22 protein-coding genes are annotated in these 19,804 nt (G+C 27.4%); 2 read left to right on the top strand and 20 right to left on the bottom strand.

Features of this window, described 5'->3' with window-relative positions:
* Positions 1-111 precede the first annotated feature (111 nt).
* The 18 genes from NG901_RS07735 to NG901_RS07650 all read right to left on the bottom strand — a co-directional run bounded on the left by NG901_RS07735 (position 112) and on the right by NG901_RS07650 (position 16,020).
* On the bottom strand, positions 112-732 hold the full coding sequence (locus NG901_RS07735; protein ID WP_252213298.1) for a DivIVA domain-containing protein: 621 nt from the start codon (positions 730-732) through the stop codon (positions 112-114).
* A 13-nt stretch (positions 733-745) separates the two neighbouring features.
* Entirely contained in the window at positions 746-1,510 is a 765-nt protein-coding gene (locus NG901_RS07730) for a YlmH family RNA-binding protein (protein ID WP_252213295.1), read from the bottom strand.
* Between the two features lie 2 nt (positions 1,511-1,512).
* Positions 1,513-1,779 (bottom strand): YggT family protein, encoded by a 267-nt coding sequence (locus tag NG901_RS07725; protein WP_252213292.1) that lies wholly within the window; start codon positions 1,777-1,779, stop codon positions 1,513-1,515.
* An 8-nt stretch (positions 1,780-1,787) separates the two neighbouring features.
* A complete protein-coding gene (locus tag NG901_RS07720; RefSeq protein ID WP_252213289.1) occupies positions 1,788-2,249 on the bottom strand; it encodes a cell division protein SepF in 462 nt (153 codons plus the stop codon).
* Positions 2,249-2,923, bottom strand: coding sequence for a YggS family pyridoxal phosphate-dependent enzyme (locus tag NG901_RS07715; protein WP_252213286.1), 675 nt, complete (start codon positions 2,921-2,923; stop codon positions 2,249-2,251). The genes NG901_RS07720 and NG901_RS07715 overlap by 1 nt, the downstream gene beginning before the upstream one ends.
* 104 nt (positions 2,924-3,027) lie before the next feature.
* Entirely contained in the window at positions 3,028-3,759 is a 732-nt protein-coding gene (locus tag NG901_RS07710) for a DUF881 domain-containing protein (protein ID WP_252213283.1), read from the bottom strand.
* A 13-nt stretch (positions 3,760-3,772) separates the two neighbouring features.
* Positions 3,773-4,111: a small basic family protein gene (locus tag NG901_RS07705; RefSeq protein ID WP_003371191.1), complete on the bottom strand. Its 339-nt coding sequence runs from the start codon at positions 4,109-4,111 to the stop codon at positions 3,773-3,775.
* A 20-nt stretch (positions 4,112-4,131) separates the two neighbouring features.
* Positions 4,132-4,860, bottom strand: a complete 729-nt coding sequence (locus tag NG901_RS07700) for a DUF881 domain-containing protein (protein WP_252213280.1) — start codon at positions 4,858-4,860, stop codon at positions 4,132-4,134.
* A 15-nt stretch (positions 4,861-4,875) separates the two neighbouring features.
* On the bottom strand, positions 4,876-5,541 hold the full coding sequence (locus NG901_RS07695) for a cell division protein FtsQ/DivIB (RefSeq protein WP_252213277.1): 666 nt from the start codon (positions 5,539-5,541) through the stop codon (positions 4,876-4,878).
* A 439-nt stretch (positions 5,542-5,980) separates the two neighbouring features.
* The gene (spoVE, locus tag NG901_RS07690) at positions 5,981-7,105 is read right to left on the bottom strand and encodes a stage V sporulation protein E (RefSeq protein ID WP_252213274.1); all 1,125 of its coding nucleotides are present in this window, start codon (positions 7,103-7,105) and stop codon (positions 5,981-5,983) included.
* A gap of 142 nt (positions 7,106-7,247) precedes the next feature.
* Positions 7,248-8,222, bottom strand: coding sequence for a phospho-N-acetylmuramoyl-pentapeptide-transferase (gene mraY / locus NG901_RS07685; protein WP_252213271.1), 975 nt, complete (start codon positions 8,220-8,222; stop codon positions 7,248-7,250).
* Between the two features lie 40 nt (positions 8,223-8,262).
* On the bottom strand, positions 8,263-9,624 hold the full coding sequence (locus NG901_RS07680; RefSeq protein ID WP_252213268.1) for a UDP-N-acetylmuramoyl-tripeptide--D-alanyl-D-alanine ligase: 1,362 nt from the start codon (positions 9,622-9,624) through the stop codon (positions 8,263-8,265).
* Between the two features lie 19 nt (positions 9,625-9,643).
* A complete protein-coding gene (locus NG901_RS07675) occupies positions 9,644-11,098 on the bottom strand; it encodes a UDP-N-acetylmuramoyl-L-alanyl-D-glutamate--2,6-diaminopimelate ligase (protein ID WP_252213265.1) in 1,455 nt (484 codons plus the stop codon).
* Positions 11,099-11,221: 123 nt separating this feature from the next.
* Positions 11,222-13,480, bottom strand: coding sequence for a stage V sporulation protein D (locus NG901_RS07670; RefSeq protein WP_252213262.1), 2,259 nt, complete (start codon positions 13,478-13,480; stop codon positions 11,222-11,224).
* Positions 13,481-13,645: 165 nt separating this feature from the next.
* A complete protein-coding gene (locus tag NG901_RS07665; protein WP_252213259.1) occupies positions 13,646-14,158 on the bottom strand; it encodes a cell division protein FtsL in 513 nt (170 codons plus the stop codon).
* A gap of 37 nt (positions 14,159-14,195) precedes the next feature.
* Entirely contained in the window at positions 14,196-15,128 is a 933-nt protein-coding gene (rsmH, locus tag NG901_RS07660; protein ID WP_252213256.1) for a 16S rRNA (cytosine(1402)-N(4))-methyltransferase RsmH, read from the bottom strand.
* Between the two features lie 12 nt (positions 15,129-15,140).
* Positions 15,141-15,569 carry a division/cell wall cluster transcriptional repressor MraZ gene (gene mraZ, locus NG901_RS07655; protein ID WP_252213253.1) on the bottom strand — a complete coding sequence of 143 codons (429 nt, stop codon included), beginning with the start codon at positions 15,567-15,569 and terminating at the stop codon, positions 15,141-15,143.
* A gap of 169 nt (positions 15,570-15,738) precedes the next feature.
* Positions 15,739-16,020 carry a hypothetical protein gene (locus NG901_RS07650; RefSeq protein ID WP_252213250.1) on the bottom strand — a complete coding sequence of 94 codons (282 nt, stop codon included), beginning with the start codon at positions 16,018-16,020 and terminating at the stop codon, positions 15,739-15,741.
* Positions 16,021-16,214: 194 nt separating this feature from the next.
* Between NG901_RS07650 and NG901_RS07645 the strand changes: the two genes are divergently transcribed.
* Together NG901_RS07645 and NG901_RS07640 are read left to right on the top strand one after the other, a co-directional pair.
* Entirely contained in the window at positions 16,215-16,961 is a 747-nt protein-coding gene (locus tag NG901_RS07645) for an AzlC family ABC transporter permease (protein ID WP_252213247.1), read from the top strand.
* Complete coding sequence (locus NG901_RS07640; RefSeq protein ID WP_252213244.1) at positions 16,962-17,261, top strand: AzlD domain-containing protein; 300 nt, start codon at positions 16,962-16,964, stop codon at positions 17,259-17,261.
* Between the two features lie 118 nt (positions 17,262-17,379).
* On the opposite strand, the gene NG901_RS07635 is transcribed toward NG901_RS07640, so the two are convergent.
* The gene (locus tag NG901_RS07635; protein WP_252213241.1) at positions 17,380-18,717 is read right to left on the bottom strand and encodes an FAD-dependent oxidoreductase; all 1,338 of its coding nucleotides are present in this window, start codon (positions 18,715-18,717) and stop codon (positions 17,380-17,382) included.
* Positions 18,718-18,868: 151 nt separating this feature from the next.
* The gene (locus tag NG901_RS07630; RefSeq protein ID WP_252213238.1) at positions 18,869-19,705 is read right to left on the bottom strand and encodes a TerC/Alx family metal homeostasis membrane protein; all 837 of its coding nucleotides are present in this window, start codon (positions 19,703-19,705) and stop codon (positions 18,869-18,871) included.
* Between the last annotated feature and the right edge of the window lie 99 nt (positions 19,706-19,804).

The raw sequence follows: 19,804 nt of genomic DNA, 5'->3' as shown, positions 1-19,804 counted from the left end.
ACTTTTTCCTTTTTATCATTAAATTATGTTTTAATCAAATAAATAAAAATACCTTTAAACTGTAATTATGCATAACAATTTAAAGGTAAATAAACTTACATAATATAAATTTTACTCCTTAGCAAAAAAGCTTTTTATTTCACTTAAATCCTCAGTAAGTGAATTTTTATCGTAATCAATCAAATCATCATCTGAAATTTCTACTTCTACTTCTTGATCAACAATATCCTTTTCTTTCATGTCTCCATCATCAATAGGTTCTGAAACGTTATAATTTTTTATAAAATCTTTTTCTAAATCATCAAAAGTTTCAAGTTGAGTATTCATGAAATTTCTGTATTTTGCTCTAAATTTAATAAATTCTTGTTTAACTCTTTCATATTCATCATTAATGCCAATAACATCATTATGAGATTTATCAAGAACTTTTTGAGCAGTTTCATTTGCATTTTTAAGTACTAATTCGGCTTCTTTTTGTGCACTACTCTTAGCTTGTTCTGCTGCATTTTGTGCTAAAACTAATGTATTTTGAATTGTTGTTTCAATTTGTGAATAATGATCAACTTTTTCTTGCATATTTGTTAACTTTTCTTTTAAATTAGAATTTTCTTTATATAGCTCTTCATAATTTTCTACTATTTCATCTAAAAATTCATCAACTTCTTCTACGTTATATCCTCTTAATCCTTTTTTAAATTCTTTATTTGTTATATCCATTGGTGTTAACTTCATAAACTCACCTCAACTATGTATATTTTTTTATAATCAGTTTATATTTTCCGCTTTTACTGCTTCCAATAACTTCTCCTACAATGAATTTTCCAATTCCTCTTATAACAATTCTCTCATCACTTTTAACTTCATAACTTTTATCTTTAATCTTATTATACTCAATTAAAACTTGACCTTGATCTATTAACATTTGAGCTTTTGCCCTAGATAACTTCGATATTTTTGAAACAATCCCATCAATTCTTAAAGATGAAACTAAAATAACATCCTCTTTAAATTTTATTTCAGGAAAGTCTCCCTCATTTTGTATTTCAGTAATACGGCAGGGAGTCTTTCCAATTTTATCAACATTAGATAATAGAAAATTTAATACGTCTTCATGTATAGGCAAATAACATACATTATCTTCAACTATTAAATCTCCAATTTTATTTCTTTCTATTCCTAGTGATAAGATTCCACCTAAAAAATCCTTATGCTCTAAATTGGAAAACTTAGATTTTCCTTCAACCTTAAGTAACCTTATAGGAAAAGGACTATCATAAATATTATTAAATGAAATCATTTTTCTTTCTGAATCCTTAAAAATACCTTCACAAGTAACTTTAAATTTGCTAGTTTCACAATTTTTCTTAAACCATTTCCATACCTTTGGTGAATAAAAACAATTCCCAAAAACAGGTATATCTTTATCTACTGCTAGCATATATTTTTCATATAAGTTTAATGCCTCAATTTTATCATCTTCTGAAAAATAATTTATTATTTTTTCTTTCATAATTAATAAATTATAGATAATATAACAGCCTTAATTATATCTAATGCAAAGATTGCAAAAATAGGTGAAAAATCTATCATCATATTTGGCATAAACTTATATTGAAGCTTTCTAAATGGTTCTAGTACTGGATAAGTGAAGCTACTTATTATATTAAGAAATTCATTTTGCTTTCCTGGAGAAATCCAAGAAGATATACATTCTATTAGTATAGCTAATTCTATTATTCTAAAAAGTATACTAATAAAATTCCCAATAATAAATGCCATGTCTCCTCCTATTTTGACCAATTAAATAAAGCTTTTGAACTTAATTCATTCTTTAACTCATTAGTTACTTCTACATTTGATGGAGAAAGGATATAAACACCTTTTTCTATTTGTTGAAGTTCCCCGCCTAAAGCATAACAAGAACCACTTATAAAATCTAATAATCTTTGTGCTATTTTTAATTCTAACAAAGTGGTATTTACTAAAACTATTCTTCTATTTTTTAAAGCATCACAAATTTCTGTTGCTTCTTCGTAATCAACCGGCTTTGTTATTGTTACTTTTGTTGTTGGCGATGTATGAATATTTACAACCTTGCTATTTTTTTTATTTGTAATAACAGGTTCTATCATGTCTTCTACATCATCATCTTCTGAATCTTCATAATTTTCATCATATTCATCATATTCATCATATTCTTCGTCCCCTAATCCTAAAAATGACTTCATTTTTGTTAATACATTACTCATTATTTTTCTCCTCCTGTATTATAATTTCTTTCTCCAAATATCCCCTGTCCAATTCTCACCAAGGTAGAACCTTCTTCTATTGCCTCATTAAAATCATGAGTCATTCCCATAGAAAGTACTTCCATTTTTATATTCTTATATTCCCTTACCTTTAAATAATCGAATATTTCCTTCGTTTCCTTAAAGTATTTTCTATTATTTTTTTCATCACCTTTAGGAATAATAACCATAATGCCTTTAACTAATACATGATTACAATTTTCAATAGCTTCTATTATGTCTGGTAGTTCTTCTTTTAATATTCCACTCTTACTTTCTTCTCTACCAATATTTATTTGAATTAATACATTTGCCACTGTATCATTTTTTTCAAAAACTTTTTCAATTTCATTTAAAAGTTTTATACTAGACAAAGAATGTATTAAGTGAACTTTATTCACTAAATATTTTACTTTATTAGTTTGAAGTTTACCTATTAAATGCCATCTTATATCCTTTGGAAGATTTTCTTCCTTATTAACAAGTTCTTGTACTTTATTTTCACCAAAATCTCTAATTCCTGCTTCGTATGCTTCTTTTAAATCCTCTATAGGTTTGGTTTTAGAAACAGCCAGGAGCTCTACATTTTTAGGAATTTCTAATTTTAGCTTTTCTATATTTTCCTTAATGCTCATAGTCTACTCCTTTTACTTATTATTCTCTATCTTTAATATTATTCTCTATAAAAATTAAATTTCCTTTAATAAAGTATATTAAAATTAAAATTTTTTAATTTTTTTTAATTATTTTCGTATCTTTTCATAAATTCAATCTCATTAGCAGCTCTACTTGGGAGCAATGTTATTTTATCTTTTTCTTCTATTTCTACATAAAGATTTCTAATTATAAGTTCTTTTACGTGACTTCCATCTTCTAACAATGCAGTCTTTAGCTTTTCTGGATCTCCAATTGCATATATACTAAATGGAGCTGACTCCATAGTATTATCATCAAATCCTATAAAAGCCCAATTACATATTACCCCTGTACATGGGACTACCCTATGATTATTAACACTAATAGCTTCTGCTCCTGCTTTTCGCAGCTCATTTAAAACTAATGCCATATCATTATCATGAAATATTTTATCCGTCACTTCAAACTGTGAGTCTTGTTCTAAATTAATGCTTGCATCATTTATTTTTAATACTATTCCAGGACCTTCAACTTGACTTGAGCCTACAAATAATTCATAATCTAAAATTTGAGCTTTCATATCTTCAAGAATTTTATCGTTCTTTTCATCTTCTTTCATATAGTCATTAATTTTATCTTTAATTTCACTATTATTTTCTTTTAGATTTCCTATTTCTTTATACAAATTAGCTCTTTCTTCTATAGCATCTTTATATTGTTTAGCATTTAACTCTACAAATGACTGTATTTCTCCAAGATTAATATTTGTTGAAATTAAAATTCCTAAAATTAAAGTTGTAAGAAAAATAAGGAATGTCTGCTTACTTTTATTCACAATCTCACCTACTTTAGCGCGATTTTAATTTTTCCAATAGGAGTCTTCTTATTATTGCAAAGTTATTAAAAATTCTTCCACCAAATACTATTACCGCCGCTATGTATATAGGAATTCCAAGTTTATCTCCAAGATATGCTAAACCTGCCGCAAGCAATGCATTACCAAAAAATCCTGATATAAATATATCTGTTTGAAAATTCTTAGATAAATTTGCTCTTACTGCACCAAAGACTGAATCTAAACATGCAAGTATTGCAACCGACATATATGGTGAAAAACTTTCAGAAATATTAACATCAAATACAAAACCTAATATGACTCCTATTAATAGACCAATTATTGCAATCAACTTTTTTCCTCCTTATAATTCTATTCTTTAACTGCTTTTATAAACTCATTCTTTATAGATTGAGTTGTTTTTAAAATCAATATATCATCACTTGTTTTAACTTCACAATTATAATTAGGAAGTGCTCCATAATCTAAAGACCCTGGAAAGGATATACCTACATTTAATCTTCCTTTATCTCCAATAACATTTATAGTTATTTTATCATTAGGATATATTCTGCCTGATGAACCTATAGATATACCATTACCTGCTATTTTTATTCCTGTTTGTGGTGTTATTCGTATATCATTTATAGAAATTGCCTCTGCTCCTGAATACCAAAGTAAATTTACAATATGAACAAGTTCTTCTTCACCTAAACTTACCCCACTTACTCCAGTGTTAGATTCAAATATTGATGTTTTAGGAGTTATTGTAATTACTACTCCTGGTCCTTTAACGTCAATTATACCCAAATTCATTCTTGAAGTATCTAACTTATTTTTAATTTCTTTTCCTAAATCGCCTTCTTTAGCAGCTGATTCTTCTAGTACCTTAAGTTCTTCTGATAATTCACTATTTGACTTTTGTAATTCCTCTTTTTCTTTTCTTAAGTTTTCTAGTTCTGCAATAATATTATTTTTATCATAATTGCTTATTTCCGTTGGACCATTTTTATTTGATAACATCTTAAATTGATATGCCAATAAAAAACCTAAAAGTGCGCATACCAGTGCTACAAAAATTTGTGATTTAGATATCTTCATTTTTACCTACCTTTCCTATTCATGATAATATACAGGTGCACCTTCAAAACTAACATCTATGTATCCTTTAGTCATTGATACTTCTGGACTTGACACAATATGGATTACTTTATTCATTTTATCTAATAAATTTTCATCATTTCCTAGTCTTCCTTCTACTTCCCCTATATATACTTTAATATTAGTTAAATCCTGGAGATCAATAGATTTAATATTATATTCTGTTGGATTGTTTCTCACTATATCATAGAAAGTAGTTAATATTTCACTAATTCTATCATCATCTAAGACTTTTTCTCCAACTTCCCCTTCTTTATATTCAATACCTTTTATTTCTACTAAATTTCTTCCTTTTAAGTCATCAGTTCTTTCAAGTAAAACTAATCTATTACTTAAAATTAATTTATTTTTACCTTCATCTATATAGTAAATTCCCTCTTTTTCCACTATATTTATATTTATTTGTTTAGGAAATTTTTTTGTTACTGTCACAGACTCAACATAAGGATTTTTTTTAGCTTCATTTGTCAAATCAGACTTACTTACAAAAAAAATATTTTCTCCAAGTACCTTTTCACATCTCTCTTTTACATCTTCACCAGTTATTATTGGATTATTTGTAACTGCTACCTTTTTTACTATAAAAATATTTGATTTAGTAATAAATATTATTATTCCCATAATTAAAAAAAGAAGCGTTATTATTATTTTCTTTATGAATCTTTTACGCTTAGACTTTATAATATATTTATTTGTTTTTTTTACCATGCCCATCCCTATTTCTCTACTTAATAATATATATTTAAAATTTATCTTAAAATAAAATTTTTTAATAAATTTCTTATATAATAATACCACTTTGTTTGAAAATTTTCATCAACTTTTTAATAGATTTTACATAATAAGAAAAACTTAATAAAATAAGAGTCATAATTTTAAAATAATTATGACTCTTATTTTTATTTAAGGCTATGTTTTAGGAGTGTGTTGATATATGTATAAGTAAAGGTGAGTTTAGTAATTAAACTTATAAATACTAATTAAATATTCTCAAAGTCCAATTACAATTCCACTTCACCTATTGCATATATCAACATATAATTTTAAAGAATAACTTAATTTACTTATCCTTTTTTCCTTCTGTCTGACGCGATATATTTAAGAGGACTCCCATAGCTGCCATATTTATTACGAGGGACGTTCCTCCATAACTTATAAACGGCAATGGTACTCCTGTAACAGGCATTGAACCAGTTACAACTGCAATATTTATTAAAGATTGTACTGCGACAACAGATGTTATACCAATTGCTAATAAAGTTCCATAAGTATCTTTTGCACTCATAGCAACTTTTATACCTCTCCATATAAAAACTACAAAAAGCATTATTATACACAAACAACCAATGAGTCCTAATTCTTCTCCTATTATTGCAAATATAAAATCATTATGTGGTTCTGGCATATATAATGTTTTTTGTCTTGATTGCCCTAACCCAAGACCTGTAATGCCTCCTGCACCTAATGCATAAAAAGATTGAATTAATTGATATCCATTTCCTGTTGGATCTTTCCATGGATCTATAAAGTTTAACATTCTTGCTCTTCTATAGCCTTCTCCTAAAGTAAATATAGTCGCTGCCGCTACCATGAGTGGAGCAACTATTCCAAATAGATGTTTTATTCTTCCACCAGCTGAAAAAAGAACAATAAATGTAACTATCATTATTACGGATGCTATACTTAAGTTTTTCTCTGCTAATACTAAAGCCGCATATATTCCTGAAACAAATAAATATGGTACTATACCAGTTGAAAAATTCTTTATTCCATCACCTTTCATTTCTATACTCTTAGCTAAAAATAGAACTACTACATATTTGGCTAGTTCAGATGGTTGAAATGATAATGGACCTATCTGAATCCATCTTTGAGCTCCATTTACTCCTGGAAATAAAAACACAACTAGCAATAGGGGTATACACCCTATCATAAGCCATAATGTATATCTTTTGATTTTATGGTAATCAATTGACATCGTTGTCCCTAAAACTATCATTCCTAAAACAGCCCAAACAAGTTGCCTTTTTAAAAAGTACATACTATCATTGTTTTTAAACATAGCATAATAAGAACTTGCAGAGTATACCATAACAACTCCAACTGCCAATAGTAAAACTACGCTATAGAATATCCCATAGTCTATTTGACCCATATTCTTTTTTTTGAGTTTACTAACTCTCATACACAAATCCTCCAAACTTAATTACTAAGTTAATTAAAATAATGTTATCGTATTAAGCTTTGTTTTAAGGCAGTGTTGATATTATACTAAAATATCAGCATTCATTTAAAACATAACCTTTCAATTATTTACTTTCAATTAATTAAAGTGCAATAAAGCCTATGATGCATAGTATTAATGTTATTATTGAAAAGACTGTAACTAATTTAACCTCACTCCATCCACATTGTTCAAAATGATGATGGATAGGAGCCATTTTAAATACTCTTTTACCTGTCGTCTTAAAAGATGTTACTTGTATTATAACAGACAATGTTTCTATTACATATATTCCACCAACTATTATTATGAATAATGGCATTTTTAGTATTAAAGCTATTGTTCCTATTGCACCTCCAAGAGCTAATGATCCAGTATCCCCCATAAATATTTTTGCTGGGAAAGCATTAAACTTAAGAAATCCTAATAACGCACCTGCAAGAGCAATTGAAAACACTCCAACTTGATAATGTCCTGTTTTAAAACCTACTATTGCAAAGAAAGTTAAAACTATAACGGTTACTGATGACGCAAGACCATCTATTCCATCTGTAAGATTTACTGCATTAGTTGTTGCTGCATAATATACAACTACTAATGGTATATAGAAAATTCCTAAATTCAATTTAGAATTCATAAATGGAATTATAATATCTGTTCCTATATTAGTATATCCATAATAAGCTAACGCAATAGAAAATAGTAATAATAAAATCATCTTTTGATAAGCTCTTAGCCCTAAATTATCTTTATGAATTATTTTTAATATATCATCTAAAAACCCAATTACACCAAATGCAATCAATGAGTATAATATTATCATACCTTCATCAGTTGGTTTATATCCTATAATAAGCATTGTTACGCTCACTGAGATAAAGAATATAAGACCTCCCATAGTTGGAGTACCTGATTTTTTCAGATGGCTTTTAGGACCATCACTTCTTATGTTTTGACCAAATTTTAATTTATGCAGCATAGGTATAAATATCGGTCCTAAAACCATTGAAAACGCAAATCCCATTAATAATGCTGATAAAACTGTTGGATTTAATAATTCTTTTATTGTATCCCCCATCTTATACTGCCTTTTTTGGCAGTTCACCTCCTTTGTTATACTATAAAGCTTCTATATTTTTTACTATATCTTCAAATTTTGCTGATCTTGATGCTTTAACTAAAATAACATCTCCATCTTTTATTAAATTACATAAATAATTTTGTAATTCCTCTTTACAGTTAAAAGTCACTGCATCTTTTCCAAAACCACTTTTATAATCTTCTCTAAACTCACCTGTTGTTAAAACAATATCTGCTTTTCCTATTGCATCTTGACCTACCATTTCATGAGATGACTTAGCATGATCTCCAAGCTCTCCCATATCTCCTAACACAGCAATTTTTCTACTTCCACTATATGTTTTCAAAACACTTAAAGCAGATTTCATTGAATCTGGACTAGCATTATAGCAGTCATTTATTATTGTAAAATTATTTTTCTTTATAAACTCTAATCTCATAGAAGTAGCTTCAAAGTTATTTAGTCCTAGTTCCATTTCTTCAAATGTAATACCAAAGTTTTCTGATATTCTTATTCCTAAAAGCGCATTTAATATGTTATGTTCTCCCACCATATTTAATTTAAATCTATGACGCTCTCCATTACTATTAACTGCATCAAAAGAAGTACTTTCTTCAGTTAACTCTATGTTTTCTGCATATAAATCATATTCTTTATCATATCCAATTTTTTCAATTTTAAATTTATTATCTTCATTTACTTTTTGAAGCATATCATTTTCATAGTTTATTACTAAAGTATTATTTTCTTTAAAAAAGTCTGTTATGCTAAATTTTTCTTTAAGAATATTTTCCCTTGTCTTTAAATATTCTATATGAGATACTCCTACATTAGTAATTATAGCCATATCAGGTCTTGCAATATTAGTTAATCTATGAATTTCATTAAAGTTACTTGTTCCCATTTCAAGAACTGCAATATCATAACTTGAATCTAATTCAAAAATCATAAGTGGTAACCCTATTTCATTATTAAAGTTTCCTTTTGTCTTAAATACAGAATATTTTCCACTTAAAAAGGCTGCTACTAAATCTTTAGTAGATGTTTTACCTGTAGATCCTGTTATACCTACTACCTTTATCCCTAATTTTTCTCTATAGTATTTTGCTAAAGCTCCTAATGCTGATTTTGTATCATTTACTTTAATAACTGTTCCTTTGTCATTTAACTCTTCTAACTTAAAATTCACTTCATCTATTATTGCAACAGTTGATCCACCTTTTATTGCTTCAACCACATAATTATTTCCATTAAAATTATTACCCTTTAATGCTATAAATAAACTATTTTTATCAATTTTTCTTGTATCAGTTGAAATTTTTTCAAAATTTCCTTCATTATTTTTTATTAGCAATTCACCATTAATTGCTTTTAGTACTTCATTTAGAGTTAAATCCATAATACAATCTCACCTCTTATTATTTATCATCTAATATTTGTTTAACAACTTCTCTTTCATCAAAATGTATTGTTTTATCTTTTAAAATTTGATATGTTTCATGTCCCTTACCAGCTATTACTATCACATCATTTTCTTTAGCTATATCCATTGCTTTTTTTATAGCATCTTTTCTATTTTCTATAACTTCATAATTCTCTTTTTCTATTCCTACTAGTATATCCTCTATTATTCTCATAGGCTCTTCGCTTCTTGGGTTATCTGAAGTTACTATAGCTATATCTGCTATCTCAGTTCCTATTTTACCCATTTGAGGACGTTTTACCTTATCTCTATCCCCTCCACATCCAAAGATAGCAATTAATCTTCCTTGCGTAAATCCTCTTGCAGTTTCTAAGATGTTTTGTAATCCATCTGGAGTATGAGCGTAATCTATTATTATGTCATAAGGTAAATTATAATTAGTAGCTGTTCTTTCACATCTACCTGGAACTATAACTTTGTTAATTCCATCTTTTATAGATTCCATTGGTATATTTAACTTATAACATGCTCCTATAGCACCTAAAGCATTATATATATTGTATTCTCCTGGTATTGATAATATAAATTCTTCATCTTTTTCTAAATTAACTTTAAATCTTATGTTCTTACTTCCCAATTTTTCATCAAAGGCTTTAAAATTAGAGTCTTCCTTTATAGAATAATCATATATATTTTTTGCTTTTAGTTTATTTAAATCTTTTATTACTTGTTTTCCATAATTATCATCATTATTAATTATTCTTATATTGCTTCTCTTAAATAATTTAAATTTAGAATTATAGTAATTTTCAAAAGTCTTATGAAAATCTAAATGATCCCTTGTTAAATTCGTAAAAATTCCAACCTCAAAATCAACTCCATATACTCTATCTAATTCAAGAGAATGAGAAGATACTTCCATAACGCAATATTCTACACCCTTATTGACCATATTATTAAATAATTCTTGTAATTCTAATGATTCTGGTGTAGTTCTTTCCGTATGAAGCTTTTCATTTCCAATGTAATTAGCTATAGTTCCTATAAGCCCTACCTTTTTACCATTGGATTCTAGAATTGATTTTATCATAAATGCAGTTGTTGTTTTGCCATTAGTACCTGTTATACCAATAATCTTCATTTTTTTACTTGGATTATCGTAATAATTTATTCCAATAAGAGCCAAAGCTTTTCTAGTGTCTTTTACCTTAATAACAGATATATTCTTATTTAATATTTCTATATCATCTTGTATTATAATAACAGACGCGCCATTTTCAATTGCTTTTTGAATATATTTATGTCCATCTGTAGCATATCCTTTTATACAAATAAAAATATCGGACTTATTAACCTTTCTACTATCATAATTAATTGAAGATATTTCCTTGTCTAAACTTCCTTGTACAAGTTTATAGTCTATTCCCTTTAAAATATCTTTAAGGTTCATTTTTAACCATCTCCTTAAATAATATGCTTATTATGTTATTTAAATACTCTATAAAAGATTATTTTACAATAATTTAGCATGTGAGCAAAACCCACATGCTAAATTTTAACTTAAGTATTCTAATTAGTCTTTATAATCTGAATTTAAAGTTAATTTAACCGATGTGCCCTTGGTTATAACTTCTCCCGGATTAACATTTTGTTCTATTACCATACCTCCACCTTGGAAGATTGGTGTTATTCCAATACTAGTTAATAATTGATTAGCATCATCTTTAGAATATCCTCTTACATCAGGCATCACAACATTTTTATTATAAGACCCACTGTTACCTGTGTAAAGATTTATTTCAGATTCTTCCTTTACTGCATATCCTGGATATGGCTTCATATCTATAACAGTATCACCTGATTCATCTATAGAAAAATTTAACTTAGATTCTTTTAACACTTTCTTTGCTTCATCAACTTTCATTCCTCTAACCTCTGGAATAATAATATCTCTAGATATTTGACTTAAATTTTCATCAGAAAACTTACTATCTAAATAATTAAATATATCAGAGAATAGCATTTTAGCTGCTGGTGTACATACTTGACCTGCATAATATGAACCATTGCTTGGTTCATCTACTGTTACCATTACAGTTATCTTAGGATCATCTACTGGTGCCATACCAACAAAAGATGATATATATTGTCCTGAACCATAAGTACCATTTTCCGGATTCACCTTTTGAGCTGTTCCTGTTTTACCACCAATATGATACCCTTCCATAAAGGTTCCTGCACCAGATCCACCAGTTACAACTCTTTCAAGATAACTTCTAAGTTCTGCTGTTTTTTCCTTAGTTGCTACATCCGTTACTTTAGAATTAAATGATTCATCAACTATTTTAACTCCATTTTCACCACTATGAGTAATTTCCTTCATAACATGTGGTTGTATTAATTGACCACCATTTGCAACAGCATTAAAAGCTGTCATATATTGAACTGAATTTACAGTATTAGTTTGCCCGAAAGCTATAGTTGCTAAGTCTGTTTCTGAGATTTTATCAACCTTTTTAACAATGCCTCTTGTTTCTCCTGGTAAATCAATACCGCTTACTTTTCCAAATCCAAACTTTTCAATGTATTCACATAACTTTTCTTTTCCTATCATTTCTCCAAGCTTCATAAATCCAACATTACATGAATTTTGAATTATATCTGGAAACTTTTGAGCTCCATGGCCTTGTGTTCTCCAACACTTTATATATCTATTTCCAAAATGTAAGCCACCACCACATGTAAAATCAGTATTTGCATTTGCAATATTTTCTTCTAATGCAGTAATTGCTGTTATAACTTTAAAAATTGAGCCTGGTTCAAACATATCATTTACAAGTCTATTTCTCCACATCTTTTGTAATTTTTCTGATTCATTTGCACCTTCAAAATCTTCTGTGCCTTCATATGGAACATTAGGATTAAAATCAGGTTTATTAACCATAGCTAAAACCTCTCCACTTTTAGGATCCATAACTAATATAGATACTGCTTTAGCTTTATTATCTTCATATGTTTGCTGTGCTGCTTTTTCAGCAAAGAATTGAATATTCTCATCAATTGTTAAAGTTATATCCTTTCCATCTACTGGAGGTGTGAATTGTGATATTGTATAAGGTAATTCTCCACTATTTCTATCTAATTCTGAAATTTTCATTCCAGGTACTCCGGACAAATAACTATTATATTGTACTTCTACTCCAGTTAACCCTTGACCATCAATATTAGTGCTTCCGAGAACATGTGATAAAAAATTATTATTCGGATAATATCTTTTAGTATCTGGTGATACCAAAACACCACTAATGTTTAAATCCCTTACCTTATCAGCAGCATCTTTTTCAATTCTTCTTATAAGCGTTGCTGAACCAGCATCTGCTCCACTTGGAAGCTTAGTTTCTAATTTTTCTTTTACCTTTTCTGAATCTAAATCTAGAGCGTTTGCAATAACAGGAGCAATATCAGCAGTTGTTAAGGCTTCCTGTCCTGGTTTTACATTAATTCCAACACTACTAAGCTTTTCTCGTCTTTTTTCAGTTAAATCTTGCCTTAAAAAAGATCTTATAGAATTTAAATCAAAGTCAACTCTATACACATTAGCAGATACAGCTAATTCTTTGCCATTTCTGTCTAATATTCTTCCTCTTCTTGCATCTATTTTTACTTCGCTTGTCCATTGTTCTTCCGCTCTTGCTGCATATTCTTGCCTTTTAGCTATCATTATGTAAGATAGTCTAATACTTAGCACTAAAAACACACAACTCAATCCTGCAATAATTACAGTCATTCTTTTGCGCATTTTTGCTCTATCTTTATAATTTAGTTTTTTCACTACTTATAACTCCTCCATATAATTTCTATTAGATTAAGTGTCTCTTTTTTAAACTGTAATGTAATTAAAAATCCCCTTATAATTAGTCTAAAAAATACTTATCTAAGAATATGAAGCTATTAAGCACTTAAACTTTACTACTTATTTTAAATTAATAAAAAGTTACTATCTGAATTTGCTTATAAACTTAGATATAAAGCTCTGTTTTTTGTTAACCTCAGTATCAGTATTTGTTTCTAAATTTGCAAAATAATTTTCAGAAAAATCTATCTTTACTATGTCATCTTTAGTAGGTAACATCATTGATAACTGCTTTTCTGAAGTTTCTTGTATATTTTGTAAAGATCCAAATTTTAAAAGTTTAACTCTTAATGCTTCATTTGTTTCCTCAGAATTATTAATTTCACTATTTATTTTCCCTAAATTCTTTTGCATATTATAAACCTTAGCATCTCCTGCAATAGTCATAAGTCCTAATGAAACTATCAATATAGATATTATAAGAGTACTTTTTCTTGCTTCTATTTTTTCATTTTTTATCTTAATGCTCTTGTTCTTTTTAACTTTTCGTAAATTTTGTTTACTTTTCTTGGGTCTACTTACTATTCTTTTTCTCGATGGTTTTACTGCTGTACTACCTTTAATATAATCATATTCTTTTCCTTCCAATTTATTCACATCCCCGCTTAATTTATAACATAATAAAAATTAAATTTTATAACTTTTCAATTATTCTAAGTTTCGCACTCCTACTTCTTGGATTTTCTTCAACCTCTTCTTTAGTAGGTTCTATTCCTTTTCTAGATACTAACTTTACACTAGGTTTTTTACCGCAAATACACATTGGAAATTCCTTTGGACATGTGCATGGGTCATTAAGTTCTCTAAATTTAAGCTTAACTATTCTATCTTCTAAAGAATGGAAAGTTATTATTGCCATTCTTCCACCTGGATTTAATCTATTTACACCATCTTCAATAGTTTGGTTAAGTATTTTAAGTTCTGAATTTACTTCTATTCTTATAGCTTGAAAAGTTCTCTTTGCTGGGTGTGGACCTTCTCTTCTCGCTTTTGCTGGAATAGCTGCTTTAATTATGTCAACTAGCTCCATAGTAGTTTTTATAGGATTTTCGCTTCTTCTATTTACTATGCAGTTTGAAATTCTTTTTGCAAATCTTTCTTCACCATAATTTTTTATTATTTTGTATAATTCATCTTCGCTATATTCATTTACGATTTCATAAGCTGAAAAATCATTATCTCTATTCATTCTCATATCTAAAGGAGCATCTTTCATATAGCTAAAGCCTCTTTCTCCTTCGTCTAATTGGTAAGAAGATACTCCAAGATCCATCAATATTCCATCCACTTTAGGTATATCTAAATTTTGAAGAATATTATCTATGTCATAAAAATTACTATGAACATATTTTACATTTTCAAACCTTTTCAATCTTTCTTTTGCTGCTTTTAAAGCATCCCTGTCTTGATCTATTCCTATTAATACCCCGTCCTTTGATAAACGCTCTAATATATAAGATGAATGTCCTGCTCCACCTAGTGTACAGTCAACATAAATTCCATTCTCCTTTATATCTAATGCATCTAAGCATTCGTTTAGTAAAACTGAAATATGTTTAAATTCCATATTAAAAACTCCTTATATTCCTAAATCATTCATTTTTTCTGCAATCAGATCATAATCTATATCTGATTCATTGTAATTAATCCACTTTTCCCTGCTCCAAATCTCAACTCTAGATAATACCCCTATACTTACTATGTCCTTTTCTATGCCTGCATATTCTTTTAAATTTTGTGGAATTAATCCTCTTCCTTGCTTATCTAATTCTACTATACATGCACCAGAAAAAAAGAATCTTACAAATGCTCTTGCATCTCTATTTGTCAAAGGTAAGGTTTTAAGCTTATTCTCCAAAATTCCCCATTCATTAATTGTATAAGCATAAATACATCCATCAAGACCTTTGGTTATTACAAACTTATCTCCTAAGTCTTCTCTTAGCTTTGCTGGAACAATCATTCTGTTTTTAGAATCTAATGAATGTTGATATTCTCCAATAAACATTAATTTACCCTCACCTTAATAATTTACAGCAATTTAAGCTCTATTTCAATCCACTTTAAACCACTTTAAACCACTTTATAATATTTATTCTATATAAATATTATATTTCCTTCCATATACTTAGTTTTTTTGAAATTTAATTAAATTTTTTAAACAAATAATAAAATTTTTATCTTTTTTTTCCATTTCTAAAATCATAGAGTAAATTTCCAAATATAAGAAATATAAAAATTAATATTAACCAAATTGGACCTTCAATTGGAGATTCTAATGAATTTGTAGCAGCTTTGTATAAAAAATAAAAATATATGACATAACCATTAAATAAAACTATATTAATATATTTTTCCTTTTTATTTTTTTCTATCGTAAATTTTACAATTAACTTAACTGTATATATACTTTTCCAAACAATTATTGCTGTAATTAAAAACACTAATACTAAATTCATAAAATTTCTCCTGATTTAATTCTTCTTAATATATACTTATTTAAATTTAGTTAAAAGTATCTTAAATAAATAAAAAAAATTAAAATAAAATTTTAATTTACAGTACTATTACTTTAATGTATATATTTTCAAATATATTTTTGATATAATTTTATTTATAAAAATTTTTGCTTATTTTTGCGGAGGGCTTATTCTTGAAAAAAAACATTGAATTAAAAACTATAAACACAAGAAGAATTTATAATTTAGATGATTATAAATATGGTTTAAAGAAAGGGATTCCAATTGCACTTGGATATCTATCTGTTTCTATTACCTTTGGAATGATGGCTGTACGGGGAGGCCTTAGTCCATGGATTGCAATATTAATATCAATGACTAACTTAACATCAGCAGGTCAATTTGCTGGTATTAACCTAATATTTATTTCTGCTTCTTATTTGGAAATAGCTTTAACTATATTTGTTATAAATATTAGGTATATGCTTATGTCATTATCTCTATCTCAAAAAATGCAATATAAAATACCTTTGTTTAAACGTTTTATAATATCCTTTGGTGTAACAGATGAAACATTTACACTTGCATCACTTGAAAAAGATGAATTAAGTTCTGAATTTATGTTAGGATTAATGACTCTTCCATATTTAGGTTGGGCATTAGGAACTTTTATAGGTGCTGTAACTACTAAAATATTACCTGCTTCTTTACAAGATTCTTTAGGTATAGCCTTATACGCTATGTTTATTGCTTTAATAATACCACAAATTAAAAAGTCCAAGCCTATATTAGTAGTGGTTATTATTGCTGTTACAATTAGTTGTATCTTTAGATATATTCCTTGTTTAAATAGAGTTTCTTCTGGATTTGTTGTTATTGTTGCATCAATAGTCTCTTCTGCAATTGGTGCTTATCTTTTTCCTATAAAGGAGGTTTTATAAATGTATATAATTGTTTGTGTAATAATTATGGCTGTAGTTACTTACATACCTAGAGTAATTCCATTAACTATATTTAACAAAAAAATAAACTCAATATTTATTAAATCTCTCTTGAATTATATTCCATATGCTGTTTTAGGTGCTATGACATTTCCTAGTATATTTTATAGTACAGAAAACATGTTATATTCAACTGTAGGAACTTTAGCTGCTATAGTTTTAGCATATTTTGAAAAAGATTTGCTTATTGTTGCAGTTTCTTCAGTCTTAGTTATTTATTGTTTAAATATCTTTGTATAGAAGAACAAAATAGTTGTACCATATTTTATTAGTTGAAAGTGGAAATAAAAAATTCCACAATTTCCTACATAAAAAAAGTATAGTTAATATTTTTTAATATTAACTATACTTTTTTAAATTATTTTTTCATAGCTTCTAAAGCTGCTATATTTAATAAGCTCCAAGGTTTATTAAAATGTGGTTGGAAGAAGAAATCTGTCATTGCGAGTTCTTCAACAGTCATATTATTTTGAATAACTACTGAAAGTGTATTCATAAATTGTGTTAAATCTAAATTAGATATTATTTGGCCACCAAGAACTCTTCTTGTTTCTTTATCAAAAACTAATTTTAAGCATGCTTCTTCAAAAGTTGGCATAAATTCTGGTCTATAATTATCTTTAACTACTACTGATTCTACATTAAATGAAGTTGTACTTTTTGCAACTTCTTCTGTTAGTCCAGTTGAAGCTATACACTTTTCGTATATCTTAATACCTGATGTCCCTTGAGTACCCATATACTTTAATGTTGGATTTTCTATATTCATTGCAACTAATGTTCCCATTCTAACAGCATTTGTTGCAAGTGGAATATATCTTGTATCACCTGCTGGATTATATTTTACTACACAACAATCTCCAGCTGCAAAAACATCTTCTTTGCTTGTTCTCATATACTCATCTATTATGATTGCACCATTAGGTAATGTTTCTAATTTTCCTTTTACTAATGCTGCGCTAGGTGCAAAGCCAATACATAATATAACTAAATCCCCTTCATAAGTTCCACTATCAGTTACTACATGTGTTACTTTACCATTTTCACCTTTAAAACATTTTACCTTTTCACCTAAAACTAGATTTACATTATGATTTTTAAATTCTGTTTCTGCTATATCAGTAAATTCTTCATCTAAATATTTAGCCATTATCCTTTTTTCTGCATCAATTAAAGTAACATTTTTATTTTTCATTTGAAAAGCTTCTGCAAGTTCAACACCAATATATCCTGCCCCTATTATAACTACATTTTTTGCATCTTTACATTTTGCTTCAATAACTTTTGCATGATTATAATTTTTGCATAAAATAATATTTTCTAATTCTCCACCTTCGAATTTAGGTACTATTGGCCAAGATCCTAAAGTAAGAACTAATTTATCATAATTATCTTCAAAAATTTTTTCTGAATCTAAATTTTTAACTTTAATTTTTTTATTATCAAAATCTATATCTAAAACATCATGTTTCATATTAGTTAAAATTCCAAGAGATTTTAAATTTTCTGGTGAATTATAGAAAAGCTTTTCTGTTTCAGTAACAACCCCTCCTATACTTAAAGCAATACCACATGATAAAAACGATATGTTATCATTTCTTTCATAAACTGTTATTTCACTTTCTGGATAGCGTTCCTTTAAATTAACAATGGTAGCTGTTCCTGCATGAGTACATCCTATTACAACAATTTTCATAATATATTTCCCCTTTAAATTATAAATATTCTTTATTAAAAAATAATAATTATCTTTTAATATATAATACACCTTATGTTTAAAAAGGTAAATACCATTTAAATATTTTTAATTAATTTTACCCTTTTACTACAAGGTATATACTTATAATTTAGCATCTATTTTCTTTCTTTGTACCATCAAATAATAATGATAATAAAATGCTTGTAAGTAATATTATCATTATTATTAGTACTGAATTTACAACTGATATCTCAATTCCAAATTGAATTATTATAAGCTTTATTCCTGTAAACATTAATATAAATCCAACTCCATATTTCATAAATCTAAACATGCTATTCATTTTAGCTAGTACATAATACATACTTCTTAATCCAAGTATTGCAAATATATTAGATGTATACACTATAAATGTGTCTGTAGTTATTGAGAATATTGCTGGTATTGAATCCAAAGCAAATATTACATCTGAAAATTCTATAACTAATAAAGCAACAAATAATGGAGTTGCATAAAGAATTTTATTTTTTCTTTCAAAAAACTTCTTATTATTAATTGTATTACTTACGGGCATAACCTTCCTTAATAATTTAACAGCAAAATTATCATGAAATTGTATATTATCTTCTTTAGAAAACAACATTTTAAATCCACTGAATAATAATACCACTCCAAAAATATAAAGAATCCAATGGAATTTATTTACTATAGTAACACCAAGTAAAATAAATATAAGACGTAGTACCATAGCTCCAATAACTCCATATAATAAAACTCTTTCTTGATATTCTTCTCTTATTCCAAAGCTTGAAAATATCATTAAGAATAAGAATAAATTATCCAAGCTTAAAGACATTTCTATTATGTAGCCTCCAAAATATTCAATTGCAGCACTTTCTCCCTTAAAATGAAAAATAAATAGATTAAATATTATAGATAAAATTATCCAAAAACTTAAATTACGTAATGATTTTTTTGTTTCCATAAAATAACTCCTTATTAACATTCTTAAAGTATATATATTATTTTTCTTCTAAATATATCCTTACATAATAAAAGTTTAATTTTAAAAATATAATTTTTT

The organism is Clostridium sp. CMCC3677 (genome assembly GCF_023845585.1).
Taxonomy (GTDB): Bacteria; Bacillota; Clostridia; order Clostridiales; family Clostridiaceae; genus Clostridium; species Clostridium aquiflavi.
Note: the sequence above shows the minus strand (reverse complement) of the source record. Positions and strands in the feature narration are given on the sequence as shown.